The following is a 12,827-nucleotide window of genomic DNA, read 5'->3' as shown; positions in this document are numbered from 1 at the left end:
GCCGTTGACGACGGTCCGGGTCCGGGGCCGTGCCGTCGGTGCGAGCAGGATGTCGGCGACGCCGGTGGCCAATCCAGATGGCGCAGATGTCGTGTGCGGACGGCGTGGGCCGGTGGCGTCGGCGACACCGGGTCGTACACCTCGAACGTCGAGGCGGCACCGCGGGGTTGTCCGCCGATCAGGATGCCGTGCTTGGCGTCGAGTTCGGCGATCGCATTCTGCGTGTTCACTCAGGTCTCCCAGGGATGGAACCGGACGAGCGGTCAGCGGGTCTCGGCGAAGATGGCGGCCAAGATGTCCAGCCCCTCCTCGAGGAGGTGATCCGGCATCGACAGCGGCGGCAGGAACCGCAGCACGTTGCCGTAGGTGCCACAGGTCAGGACCAGCAGGCCCTGGGCGTGGGCGGCGGCCGAGACCTGCTTGGCCAGGTCGGCGTCGGGCTCGGTGGTGCCCGCCTTGACGAGTTCGAGGGCGATCATCGCGCCGCGGCCGCGGACCTCGCCGATCCGGGAGTCCTCGGCGGCGATCGCCTTGAGGCGGCCGATCATGGTCTTCTCGATCTCCACCGCCCGGGCGAGCAGTCCCTCACGCTCGATGGTGTCGATCACCGCGAGTGCGGCGGCGCAGGCGATCGGGTTGCCGCCGTAGGTGCCGCCGAGCCCACCGGCATGCGGCGCGTCCATGATCTCGGCGCGGCCGGTGACCGCCGACAGCGGCAGGCCACCCGCGATGCCCTTGGCGGTGACGATGAGATCCGGCACGACGCCGTCATGCTCGACGGCGAACATGGCGCCGGTGCGGGCGAAGCCCGACTGCACCTCGTCGGCGACGAAGACCGCACCGTTGTCGGTGCACCAGTTCTGCAGCGCGCGCAGGAATCCCGGTGCGGGGACGATGAATCCGCCCTCGCCCTGAATGGGCTCGATCACCACGGCGGCGACGTTGTCGGCGCCGACCTGCTTGTCGATCAGGTCGAGGGCGCGGGCGGCCGCGGCCGCGCCGTCGGTCTCGCCGTCACGGAACGGGAACGAGGTGGGCACCCGGTAGACCTCACCGGCGAACGGTCCGAACCCGTTCTTGTACGGCTGATTCTTGGCGGTCATCGCCATGGTGAGGTTGGTGCGACCGTGATAGGCGTGGTCGAACACCACGACGGCCTGCCTACGGGTGTGGGCGCGGGCGATCTTGACGGCGTTCTCGACGGCCTCGGCGCCGGAGTTGAACAGCACGCTGCGCTTCTCGTGGTCGCCGGGGGTGAGCCGGTTGAGCTCCTCGGCGACCCGCACATAACCCTCGTAGGGCGTGACCATGAAACACGTGTGGGTGAACGCGGCGACCTGCTGGCTGACCGCCTCGACAACGGCGGGCGCGCTGTTGCCGACCGTGGTCACGGCGATGCCGGAGCCGAAGTCGATGAGCTGGTTTCCGTCGGCGTCGACGAGGATTCCGCCGCCCGCCGCGACCACGTAGACGGGCAGGGTGGTCCCGACACCGCCGGCCACGGCCGCGGTCTTACGTGCCTGCATCTCCTGCGAGATCGGGCCCGGAATGGCGGTGACGAGCCGGCGTTCCTGGGTGACGGCCGCACCCGCGATCTCAGCGATGGTCACGTGTTCCTCCTGATGCTGGCGGTTGATTGTCCTCACGCTAGGCATCCGCAGGCACCGCCGTCAGGTCTTAACTGCACAAATCGGCAGACCAGATTGTGCGAAACTGTCACTATGGTTCTGGTCGGCGATGTCCTGGATGTGAGCGCCCTCGGGTTGCACGCCGTCGAGGTGTCCCACCGCGACACACCGGTCCGCTGGGTCGCGACGAGCGAACTCGCGGATCCTGGGCCATTCCTCGAAGGCGGCGAGATCCTGCTGACCACCGGCCTGGAAACGGGCCAGTGGCACGACCAGTGGGACGGGTACGTGCGCAGGCTGGCCGACGCCGGTGTGGCCGCGGTCGGCTTCGGCGTCGGCCTCACCCACGCCGAGACGCCGACCCCGCTCGCCGATGCGTGCCAGAGGCACCAGGTGAACCTGTTCGAGGTGCCGCGCCGCACCACCTTCGTGGCGATCAGCCGACACGTCGCGCATCTGCTCGAGGAACAGGAATCCACCGCGACGCGCGAATCGCTGCAGACGCAGCGCAAGCTCATCTCGGCCGCGGCCAAACCCGATCCTGCCGTTGCGGTGATCAGCGCACTGGCCACAGCGATCGACGGCGCGACCTGCCTGATGAATCCCGACGGCCGGGTGGTGACGGGTCCGGTCGGCGCCCGCCGCAGGGAGTTCCCGTTGGACGAGGTCGCCGATGACGTCAAGCGGTTGCAGGCGCACGGATTGCGTTCGGCTGCAGGGCAGTCCAATCCGACGCACTCGGTATCGGTACACCCGATCGGACTGCGCGGCCGGGCATCGGCCTACCTCGCGGCGCTGGTGCCGGCCCGGGCATCGGAAGCACAGCGCCAGGCGGTGACGACCGCGGTCGCCCTGCTGGGGCTCATCGACGAGCAGGACCGCAGCCGCGCCACGACCCGCCAGCACCTGCGCAGCCGTGCCTTGGAACTGCTCGCCGAAAGCGATGACCGCACAGCACAATTGGTTCTGGAGGTGGACCAGCCGACGGCCGAACTGCCGAAGCACGTCCGCTTCCTGCGGGCCACCGGAGACGAATCCGCCATCGAGAATGCGGCGGCATCCCTGGACCGGCGCGGAATCCTTGCCGGGGTGTACGCCGGCGAGTTGTGCGCGGTCATCGAACCCGCACAGGCCGAGCCGACCGGGGCCGGACTGGCCGACCACGGATTACAGGTCGGAGTCGGCAACGCGGTGGCGCCCAGCGAGGGCGCAGCCGGCTACCGCACGGCCGGCCTGGCGCTTGCCCAGGCCACCGATGTGTCCGGGGTGGTGGTCTGGGACCGGGTGATCGACAACGGCCCGCTCGGTCTGATCGATCCCGAGAAAGCCGGCGCCTTCGCCGAATCCTGGCTGCGCGGGCTCGATTCCGAGCAGCTGGAGATTCTGCGTTGCTTCCTGCGCCACCACGGATCCCGGCTCAAGGTCGCCGAGGAGCTCGGGCTGCACCGCAACACCGTGCGCAACCGCCTCGCGGCCATCGAGGCAGTGCTGCCCGGCAAGCTCGACGATCCACAGACCCGGGTCAGCGCGTGGATCGCCCTGCAGTCGGCCCCCGAAAACCCTCAGCCTTTGAAGTAGACGATCTGGTGGCTGGTGGCGAGCAGGGCGGAGTCGCGGCCCCACAGGTGCGCGGTCTGATCGAAGTAGCCACGCGAAAACCGTTGTGCCCGCGCGGTGGCGAGCACGAAGTCGTCCCCCTGGGCCGCAAGTTGCTCGTCATCGGCATGGAAGTACGTCGTGATCGACACCGTCCCGGCGGGCACGAATTGTCCCCTGCGCAGGAACACCCGCGGGTAGAAGATGTCGCTCACCGAGGCCAGCGCCGCGAAGTCCATTGCTCGGGAAGGAGTGTTGCGCACCCACAGCGTGGTGGTCGACGAGCCGGATTCCTCGCCGCCGTCAGGCATGGCACCGTCGACGAAACGCATCTCGTAGTTGTCGAACCACACCACGCCGAACGGCGGTGCCGAAGCCACGATGTCGTCGGGAGCCGGAACCCGCGGTGGCGCCACCTCGGTGTCGGCCCAGGTGTCGCGACGCAGCCCGAAGATGGCCGTAGCGGTGGTCTTCACGTCGCCGTCCTGGCCGAGTTCGACGATCCAGTGCTGATTCGACCGGTTGGTCTTGACGGCCCGCGTCACGATCTCGAACTCACCATCGGCGATCGGCGCCAGGTAATTCACGGTCAGGGCGATGGGCTGGCCGTGCCGTTGCGGATGCAACTCGATCGCGCGCACCAGGGTCGCGGCGGTGATGCCGCCGAACGGACCCACCATGTTGGCCCATTCGGGGATCGTGCGACCACGCCACCGGTTGTCACCGGCAGGCTCGAGCTCAAGGGCCTTGTCGAAGGGATGCACCCGGCCAGCGTACTGACGCAGTAACGCTCACTTTGCCGGTGAGTAGTTCGGCCGGCCCAAACCGAGCGCCTGCTGCGCGATCATGTTGCGGAACACCTCTAGGGTGCCGCCATAGATGCCGGTGGGCCCGGCCAGCCGGAAGATGTACTCGGCGGCGCCGTCACCGGCCGCACCCGGCGCCCCGACGGGCAATGCCCCCGCCGATCCGACGATGTCCATGAGATCCGGGGATACCTCGCGCATGGTCTGGGCGATCGCCACGCGACCGTACATGTCGGGACTGCTCATCGCGGCTTCCAGCCGCGCGATGCCCCGGCCCAGCCGATAGCGCGACGCGGCGTCGTCGGGGGCAACGGCCGCCACACGGTCGACCGCTTCGGCCATCAGGTTGATGTGCTCGGTCATGGTGGCGAGCTTCTGCAGACCGCGCGTCTCGCGTTCGAACGTGCCGTGCTCCAGTTCGAGGGCACCGCGCAACACCGTCCAGCCGCCGTTGACCTCACCGATCCGGTACCGATCGCTGACCCGGACGTCGCTGTAGTAGGTGATGTTGGTGCGATCGCCGTCGACGGTGCGGATCGGCTGGATCTCGACGCCATCGGAGTCCAGCGGCACCAGGAACATGGTGAGGCTCTTGTGCTTCGGGGCGGCCGGATCGGTGTTGGTCAACAGGAACACGTACTGGGCGTTGTGCGCATTCGAGGTGAACATCTTGGAGCCATTGATGACCCAGCTGTCGCCGTCCCGTACCGCACGGGTCTTACAGGTCGCGACGTCGGACCCACCTTCGGGTTCGGTGTACCCCAGGCACAGCCGCAGGCTTCCGTCCAGAACACCCGGCAGCACCTCGTCGAGAAGCTCGGCCGAGGCGAACTTCTCCACTGTGTGGGCGACCATCGCGGTGGTACCCCAGTGGAACCACGGAGTATGGGCACGGGCAATCTCCAGCTCCCAGATCCTGCGCCGCACCGCGCTGAATCCCCCGTCGGCCTCGGCCCGGTAGTCGCCGGCCAGGTACCCGGCCTTACCCAGGGCCAGATGCACTGTCTCGTCGAAGTTCTCGCCGGTCTGGCGGTCGCGCTCGATCACCTCGTCGGTGACGACCCGGGCCAGGAACGCCCGCAACTCATCGCGGAAGGCCCGGTCTTCCTCGGAGAGTTCGACGTGGGAGAAGTCCATCAGCACACCGTGACAGTTTGTAGCCTGTTTGTAAAGTTGATGTCGCGCCTGCGGTGACGCCGCTCACCAGGTGACCGGCAGCTCCGCCACACCGTAGATCTCCTTGTCGTTCAGGAATCTCAATTCGTCCGGCTCGACCGCCAATCGCAAGCCCGGCAGTCTGCGCACCAACGCGGTCAAGGCGATCTGCAGTTCGGCCCGGGCCAGGTTCTGACCGAGGCACTGATGCACGCCGTAACCGAAGCCGAGGTGCCCTCGGCTGTTGCGATTCACGTCGAAGGCATCGCGCTGATCGGTGAAGCCAGGGTCGAAGTTGCCCGCAGGCAGGTTCATCAGAACCGTCTCGCCGGCCCGGACGAGCTGCCCGCCGATGACGACGTCCTCCAGGGCGACGCGGTCGACGAGGCTGTGCACTATCGACAGATAACGCATCAACTCCTCGACGATGCCGGCCACCACGGCCGGGTCATCGGTCTCCCGCAGGCGCGCGGCGGCGTCGGGATCCTGCAACAGGGCCAGCGCACCCAGAGCGATCATGCTCGCGGTGGTTTCGTGGCCGGCGGCCAACAACATCTGGCCGTTCATGGCGGCGGTTTCGCGGTTGAGTTCACCCGCGGCGACGTGGTCGGCGATCAGCCGACTCATCACGTCGTCACCCGGTTCCCGCTCCTTGCGGGCGACCAGGTCGAACATGTAGCTGAACAACGACACCTGGGCTTGGAGGCACTCCTCCTCGGATGCGTTCGAGTCGAGCCCGGCCGCACTCTGCTTCTGGAAGAACTCGTGATCCTCGTACGGCACCCCCAGCAGCAGGCAGATGACCATCGACGGCACCGGCAGCGCGAACTTGCTCACGAGGTCTGCCGGCGGACCGGACGCGATCATCTCGTCGAGGAAGCCGTCGACCAATTCCTGAATCTGCGGACGCATCGCCTCGGCCCGGCGAAAAGTGAAGTCCCTGGTCAACATTCGACGCAGCCGCTGATGCTCGGGATCATCCAGGCGCGGGAAGATCATGGCAATCTCGCCGCTCTCGGTCGGCACGCCGTACAGCCCCGTGTTGGCACTGAGCCGTTCGTCGACAAGGGCCGCCCGGATGTCCTGGTAGCGGCTGATCATCCAGACCGGTTTCCCTTTCCAGACCGCCGCCTGAAGCCCTTCGGCCTCCCGCCATCGGGCGAACACAGGGGCCGGCGCCAACGGGCATCCGCGGGCGCGTGGCGCAGGGATCGCGGGAAGGTCAGTACCAACCGAAACGTCGTCAAGTGGCGTGGTCATCGGCGATCCTCGCAGACTCGGGGGTAGCTACTGGCAGTCAGCTGCCAGTTTCTGCGAGATTAGAACGAGCAGATCTGACAGTCAACTGTCAGTTACTCTGATGTCATGTCCGATACCGCGTCGATGGCCGAACGCCCGCTGCGCACCGATGCGGCACGCAATGCCGACCGCATCCTGCGGGCCGCCCGCGAGGTGTTCGCCGAAGTCGGCCCCGATGCGCAGATCGACACGATCGCCCAACGCGCGGGCGTGGGTGAACGAACCCTGTACCGCAGGTTCCCGACGAAGGCCGATCTCCTGCGGGCTGCGGTCGATCAAAGCATCGATGAAAACCTCTCGCCCGCAATCGAAAAGGCGCTCGTTCAAAAGGATCCGCTACGCGGGCTGACCGATCTGATCGAGGCGGCCACCGCGCTCGGCGCCGCAGAGCACAACATTCTCGCTGCGGCCAGACGTGCCGACGCGCTGGCCAACATCGCGGATCGCCTCGAAGCCGCCATGCAGGAACTGACGAGCCGAGCCCAGAAGGGCGGCCTGGTTCGCACCGACCTGGTTGCCGAGGATCTGCCGAGGATCATCGCGATGCTCAACAGCGTCCTCTGGACGATGCAGGTGGGCAGCGACGGCTGGCGTCGTTACGTCGCCCTGGTCCTGGATGCCATCACCACCGAATCCCCACGGCCGCTTCCCGCTGCTGTCCCGCTCAATCACCCACGTTCCCTGGATAATTGGCCGATGTGACGCGGACGGCGGAAATCACCGACGATGGACACCTCACAAAACTCGATCGGGGAGCGTCTACAGGGTGTGAATGCCAAACCGCCGTTCGAGACCGTGGTCCGCGACCACGGCCCCACCGTCTTTCGGGTCTGCCGTGCCATCGTCGGCGCACACGACGCCGATGACGCCTGGTCGGAAACATTCCTGGCGGCGCTGAAGGCCTACCCCGACCTGCCCGCCGATGCCAATTTCGAGGCCTGGCTGGTCACCGTCGCGCACCGCAAAGCCATCGACATCACCCGGACCCGGACGCGCCAACCCATTCCGACCGACGTCGTCCCGGAGCCGCCGGGCACCCACGTCACCGAGAACTTCGCCGACCTGGCCACCGCGGTGGACCAGCTTCCGCACAAACAGAAACACGCCGTCGCCTACCACTACCTGGCCGGCCTGCCCTACGACGAAATCGCCGAAATCCTCGGCGGCAGCGCTGCGGCCGCACGCCGCGCCTCCAGCGACGGCATCGCCACGCTTCGACGCACATACGCGTCCAGGAAGGAAGAGAACCATGAGTAACCACGGCATCGTCGGCGACCTCGCGCTCGCCACCCAACCCGGCCCCGGCAAGCTGGCCGAACTGCACGACCGACTCGCGGCCGCGGCCCAGCGGGATGGTCTCCTCGACATCGCGTACCGCGTCGTCGACAGCCCGGTCGGACCGCTGCTGCTGGCGGCCACCGAGCAGGGCCTGGTTCGCGTCGCCTATGCCCGCGAAGACCACGACACCGTTCTGCAGCACCTCGCCGATCAGGTCAGCCCGCGCATCCTGCACGCCCCCGCCCGCCTCGACTCGGCGGCCCGGGAGCTCGCCGAGTACTTCGCCGGGACGCGACGCAGTTTCGACCTGCCGCTGGACTGGCGACTCTCTGCCGGGTTCCGCAGCACGGTGCTGCATCACCTGCCCGAGATCGACTATGGACAGACCGCCAGCTACGCGACGGTCGCGGCCCTGGCCGGCAGCCCCAAGGCAGTCCGAGCCGTGGGGACCGCCTGCGCGAAAAACCCTCTACCCGTTGTCATTCCCTGCCATCGCGTGGTCCGCAGCGACGGGGCGATGGGTGGCTACCTCGGCGGCGCGGAAGCGAAGCGGCTGTTGCTCGACCTGGAGGCCGCGGCATGAGCGGCACGAATCCCTGGCGGCGTCGGGTGGACGCCACCGACTGGAGTGGTGTCGGCGACGAACTCGACAACACGGGATGCGCGTTGACCGGGCCGCTCGTGACTCCCGAGGAAGCCGCCGGCATCGTCGCGCTCTACCCCGACGTGGCCCGCTTCCGGTCGACCATCGACATGAGCCGCTACCGGTTCGGCGAAGGTGAATATCGCTACTTCCGGCAGCCCTACCCGCCGGCCGTGACCGCACTGAAGCAGGCGCTGTACCCGCACCTGCTGCCGATCGCCCGCACGTGGTGGGACCGACTCGGCCGGGAGGCCCCGTGGCCCGACGAATTCGACGACTGGCTGCAGATGTGCCACGCGGCGGGGCAGACCAAGACGACGGCGATCCTGCTGAAATATGGTGCCGGGGACTGGAATGCGCTGCACCGCGACCTCTACGGCGAGCTGATCTTCCCGCTGCAGGTGGTGGTCAACCTGACCCAGCCCAACGTGGACTACACCGGCGGCGAGTTCCTGCTCTACGAACAACGGCCCCGCGCGCAATCACGCGGCACCGCCACCGTGATCCCCCACGGGCACGGATTGGTGTTCACCACCCGCGACCGCCCGACCAAGTCCGTACGCGGTTGGTCGGCGGCCCCCATCCGGCACGGCGTCTCCACCGTCCGTTCCGGGACCAGATTCACGCTGGGCCTGGTGTTCCACGACGCGGCATGAAGCGCTACCTCCTGATCGGCGCCGACGGTCGCCCCTACCCCAGCAGCACCCCGGGAACCGTTGGGGGACATCGGGCGAGCAAGATCTACGGTCGCCTCGACTGCCCATCGGCGCTGCGCGCCATCGCCGCCGGCGGCTACGTCCGCCACCGGGTCTTCTTCCCCGACGTGCCGACCGCCATAGCAGCGGGCTACCGCCCGTGCGCCGCCTGTCTACCCGACGCTTACCGGCAGTGGAAGGCGCGCCGGTAGCGCATGCCCGCTATTACGGCCTGCCACAACATCTTCCCATTGACCAGCCATGCTCTATAGCTAGGATTCCAGCCACATATTGGCAGTAATCCTCGGCGTAAGTGGCTCCAGGGTCGCAGACCTGCCGGATCTAGCTCGTCGGCACCGGGATGGCCGCTGTGTCGTCGTCGTCATCCTCGCGAGGTGTCCGCCGCGGCGCCGGTTTGCGGAAGTGGTTGTCCCCGCGGGGATAAACCACCTGCGGCCACCAGAACCACCGTCCCAGCAGCGTGGCGATGGACGGCATCAGCAATGACCGCACGATGAAGGTGTCGATCAGCAGGCCGATCGCGATGGTCGAGCCCATCTGGGCCAGCACGATCAAGTTGCTCGCCATCATGCCGGCCATCGTGGCCGCGAACACCAGCCCGGCCGAGGTGACCACGCCACCGGTGCCGGCCATGGACCGGATGATGCCGGTTTTGAGGCCCGCGTGGATCTCGTCCTGGAATCGGGATACCAGCAGCAGGTTGTAGTCGGATCCGACGGCCAGCAGGATGATCACCGACATCAGCATCACCAGCCAGTGCACGGGCATCCCGAACAGGTCCTGCCAGAGCAACACCGAGATACCGAACGACGCGGCGATCGAACTGCCGGCCGTGAGCACGATGGTCAACGCGGCCACCGCACTGCGCGTCAGAATCAGCATGATCATGAAAATCAGCGTCAGCGCCGATACCACCGCGATCATCAGGTCGTAGCGGGCGCCGTCGGACATGTCCTTGTATGTCGCCGCCACACCGCCGAGATAGATCTTGGCGTCCGACAGGGACGACATCTTCAGGGCCTCCTGCGCGGCCTTGCGCTCGGACTCGACTCGTGCGATCCCGTCCACCGTCGCCGGGTCGGTCTGGTGCGTGATGAACATGCGGGCGGACTTACCGTCCGGCGAGAGGAACATCTTGAGGCCACGTTCGAAGTCGGGGTTCGTGAAGGCTTCCGGGGGCAGATAGAACAGGTCGTCGTTCTTCGCGTCGTCGAAGGCAGCACCCATGGACAGTGCAGTGTCGTTCATCGCCTGCATCTGGTCGATCAGTGCTTTCTGCGAGTTGTACGACGCCAGCGAGAGGTCCCGGCTGGTTTCCATCGACGCGATCGTCTGCGGCAGGAGCGCAGTCAATTTCGGTGCGAGGTCAGCCAGTTCGTCGGTGTTGACCTGAACCGCCGAGGTCTTGTCGGTCAGCTCATCGATACCGTCGAGAGCATCGAAGACCGAACGTGCCGCGGAGCACATCGGGATGTCGAAGCAGTGCGGTTCCCAGTAGAAGTAGTTACGCATGGGCCGGAACTGATCGTCGAAGTTCGCGATGTTGTCGCGCATCTTCTTGGTGACCTCGAGCAGTTCCTGCGACTTGGCCGCGGAGTCCTGGGTGAGCTGGGTCTGTTCTAGCGAGAGCTGATATTGCCTCTTCATGATGTCGATCGAGGTGTTGGTCGCGTCGATCATCCGAAGCTGGTCTTCGAGTTGCTTGCGCTGGAAGGGCAGGTTCATATTGCTGGTCTGCCCCGAGATACTGGTCTGGAACGGAATCGAGCTGTGCTGGATGGGGATTCCGAGCGGCCGGGTGATGCTCTGCACCATCGCGATGCCTTCGGCGTGCATCACATTGCTCGAGATCTTGTTCAGCACAAGCATGTCGGCAGGATTGCGCATGTCATGGGTGGACTCGACCATCAGGATGTCGGGGTTCATCCTGGCCTGGGAGAAGTGCCGGTCGGCAGCGGCGAAGCCGACGTTCACCGGGGCATCCTCGGGCAGGTAGTACCGGTCGTTGTAGGCCGGCTTGTACCCCGGGATGGCCACCACCCCGATCAGCACGACGAACAGGCTGGTTACGAAAATCGGTGCGGGCCAACGCACCACCGCGGTGCCGACTTTGCGCCAGAACTTGCTCTGCGGGGGCCGCTTGGATTCGTACAGCCCGACACGGCTGCCGAGGTACAGCACCGCCGGGCCGAGCGTGACCGAGATGACCACGACCACGACCATGCCGATCGCGACGGGGGCACCCATGGTGGAGAAGTAGGGCAGTCGCGCGAAGCTGAGGCAATAGGTCGCTCCGGCGATGGTCAGACCGGAACCCACGATGACGGGCGCAACTGATTTGAAGGTTGCGTAGTAGGAGTCATCCCGGTCCAGGCCCATGCCGCGGTCTTCGCGATACCGGCCGAAGATGAAGATGCCGTAGTCGGTGGCAGCGGCGATCGCCAGCATGGTCAGGATGTTGCCCGCGAAGGTGGTCAACCCGAACACGTCGTGCATTGCCAGCACGGACACCACGCCGCGGGCAGTCAGCAGCGCCAGGAACGTGAGGAACAACTGGATCAGCGTGGTCCTGATCGAGCGATAGACCACCAGCAGCATGGCCGCGATGGCGATCAAGGTGATCAGGGTGATCTCGGCCAGGCTCGCGTTGCCGATGACGTGCATGTCGTTGGTCAGTGCGGCAGGCCCGGCCACGTAGGCCTGCACTCCCGGGGGAGCCTTCGTCTCCTCGATGACCTTGCGGACGGCTTCGACGCCCTCGTTGGCGAGCGTCATGCCTTGCTCGCCGGCGAGGTTGATCATCACGTACGACGCTTTCCCGTCGGCGCTCTGCGCACCGGCCGCGGTCAGCGTGTCACCCCAGAAGTCCTGGATGTGCTGGATGTGCTCGGGATCCTGCTGCAGTTTGTGGATGATCTCGTCGTAGTACCGGTGCGCGTCCGGGCCCAACGGCTCCTGGCCCTCGACAACGACCATGATCGTGCTGTTGGAGTTGAACTCCTTGAAGTTGGCGCCCATCAACTTCATCGCCTGCATCGACGGCGCATCCTCGGGCGCCATCGGCGCGGCGTGCAATTCGCCGACGACCTCCAGTTGCGGCGAGATCACGTTCACCACAACCGCGATCGCGACCCAGATCAGGATGATCGGCCACGCCAGGATGCGGAGCAGGTGCGGGAAGACAGGACGCTTCGGCCTGCCGGTGGACTGGGGCGGGGTGGCGGATGCGGTCATGCGGACTTCACCAAGCAGTAGGTCTGGGCGTTGACGCCATCGGCGGATTGCTCCTCGCGGACAGTCCCGTTGACGGTGACGCGACAGCCGATGTGGCCGCCGCTACCTTCACTGTCGCTGCGCGCCATCAGGTTCGCGCTGACTGTGGGCAACGTGGTGGACAAGGTGACGGACCAGGGCAGCGGGGCGTTGACCGAGTGCACATTGGCGTCCGGATCGAAATAGCTGATCTCGGCGGAAGTTCCGGGCGGTCCGTACACCTCGTACAAGACCACCTTCGGATTGAACTGGACGATCTCGATACCGGCACCGGCATTCGCGTTGAGGTCTTCCGAGCCGAACATCCGGTGCAGACGCGAGACCACCAGGCCCGACACCGCGAGTACGACCACCAGAACCACTGGAATCCACGCGTGTTTCAACACACGACGAGCACCCCGACCAGGACTCACCGGAACCTCCCGACGATTAC

At 66.4% G+C, this 12,827-nt stretch carries 12 protein-coding genes; 6 read left to right on the top strand and 6 right to left on the bottom strand.

The window, feature by feature from the left end; genetic code table 11:
- Positions 1 to 263 precede the first annotated feature (263 nt).
- A complete protein-coding gene (gene gabT / locus G6N57_RS08440) occupies positions 264 to 1,610 on the bottom strand; it encodes a 4-aminobutyrate--2-oxoglutarate transaminase (RefSeq protein ID WP_077740054.1) in 1,347 nt (448 codons plus the stop codon).
- A 111-nt stretch (positions 1,611 to 1,721) separates the two neighbouring features.
- On the opposite strand from gabT, the gene G6N57_RS08435 reads away from it, so the two are divergent.
- Positions 1,722 to 3,206: a PucR family transcriptional regulator gene (locus tag G6N57_RS08435; RefSeq protein ID WP_077740053.1), complete on the top strand. Its 1,485-nt coding sequence runs from the start codon at positions 1,722 to 1,724 to the stop codon at positions 3,204 to 3,206.
- Here the strand turns inward: G6N57_RS08435 and G6N57_RS08430 are convergent.
- The 3 genes from G6N57_RS08430 to G6N57_RS08420 all read right to left on the bottom strand — a co-directional run bounded on the left by G6N57_RS08430 (position 3,191) and on the right by G6N57_RS08420 (position 6,445).
- Positions 3,191 to 3,988, bottom strand: coding sequence for an acyl-CoA thioesterase (locus G6N57_RS08430; protein ID WP_077740052.1), 798 nt, complete (start codon positions 3,986 to 3,988; stop codon positions 3,191 to 3,193). The genes G6N57_RS08435 and G6N57_RS08430 overlap by 16 nt on opposite strands.
- Before the next feature lie 27 nt (positions 3,989 to 4,015).
- Positions 4,016 to 5,167: an acyl-CoA dehydrogenase family protein gene (locus tag G6N57_RS08425; protein ID WP_077741844.1), complete on the bottom strand. Its 1,152-nt coding sequence runs from the start codon at positions 5,165 to 5,167 to the stop codon at positions 4,016 to 4,018.
- 63 nt (positions 5,168 to 5,230) lie between these two features.
- Positions 5,231 to 6,445: a cytochrome P450 gene (locus G6N57_RS08420; RefSeq protein ID WP_077740051.1), complete on the bottom strand. Its 1,215-nt coding sequence runs from the start codon at positions 6,443 to 6,445 to the stop codon at positions 5,231 to 5,233.
- Positions 6,446 to 6,550: 105 nt separating this feature from the next.
- Between G6N57_RS08420 and G6N57_RS08415 the strand changes: the two genes are divergently transcribed.
- The 5 genes from G6N57_RS08415 to G6N57_RS08395 are packed head-to-tail and all read left to right on the top strand — an operon-like array spanning position 6,551 to position 9,312.
- Entirely contained in the window at positions 6,551 to 7,186 is a 636-nt protein-coding gene (locus tag G6N57_RS08415; protein WP_077740050.1) for a TetR/AcrR family transcriptional regulator, read from the top strand.
- Between the two features lie 24 nt (positions 7,187 to 7,210).
- A complete protein-coding gene (locus G6N57_RS08410) occupies positions 7,211 to 7,741 on the top strand; it encodes an RNA polymerase sigma factor (protein ID WP_077740049.1) in 531 nt (176 codons plus the stop codon).
- Positions 7,734 to 8,345 carry a methylated-DNA--[protein]-cysteine S-methyltransferase gene (locus G6N57_RS08405; protein ID WP_077740048.1) on the top strand — a complete coding sequence of 204 codons (612 nt, stop codon included), beginning with the start codon at positions 7,734 to 7,736 and terminating at the stop codon, positions 8,343 to 8,345. Before G6N57_RS08410 ends, G6N57_RS08405 begins: the two co-directional genes overlap by 8 nt.
- Positions 8,342 to 9,061 (top strand): 2OG-Fe(II) oxygenase, encoded by a 720-nt coding sequence (locus tag G6N57_RS08400; protein WP_077740047.1) that lies wholly within the window; start codon positions 8,342 to 8,344, stop codon positions 9,059 to 9,061. The genes G6N57_RS08405 and G6N57_RS08400 overlap by 4 nt, the downstream gene beginning before the upstream one ends.
- The gene (locus G6N57_RS08395; RefSeq protein WP_097925834.1) at positions 9,058 to 9,312 is read left to right on the top strand and encodes an Ada metal-binding domain-containing protein; all 255 of its coding nucleotides are present in this window, start codon (positions 9,058 to 9,060) and stop codon (positions 9,310 to 9,312) included. Before G6N57_RS08400 ends, G6N57_RS08395 begins: the two co-directional genes overlap by 4 nt.
- A 130-nt stretch (positions 9,313 to 9,442) precedes the next feature.
- On the opposite strand, the gene G6N57_RS08390 is transcribed toward G6N57_RS08395, so the two are convergent.
- Positions 9,443 to 12,355, bottom strand: coding sequence for an MMPL/RND family transporter (locus G6N57_RS08390; RefSeq protein WP_077740046.1), 2,913 nt, complete (start codon positions 12,353 to 12,355; stop codon positions 9,443 to 9,445).
- Positions 12,352 to 12,780 carry an MmpS family transport accessory protein gene (locus G6N57_RS08385; RefSeq protein WP_077740045.1) on the bottom strand — a complete coding sequence of 143 codons (429 nt, stop codon included), beginning with the start codon at positions 12,778 to 12,780 and terminating at the stop codon, positions 12,352 to 12,354. Before G6N57_RS08385 ends, G6N57_RS08390 begins: the two co-directional genes overlap by 4 nt.
- Between the last annotated feature and the right edge of the window lie 47 nt (positions 12,781 to 12,827).

The sequence above is a fragment of the Mycolicibacterium boenickei genome (assembly GCF_010731295.1).
Classification (GTDB): domain Bacteria; phylum Actinomycetota; class Actinomycetes; order Mycobacteriales; family Mycobacteriaceae; genus Mycobacterium; species Mycobacterium boenickei.
The sequence above is the reverse complement of the archived record's forward strand: the minus strand, read 5'-3'. Positions and strand labels throughout refer to the sequence as shown.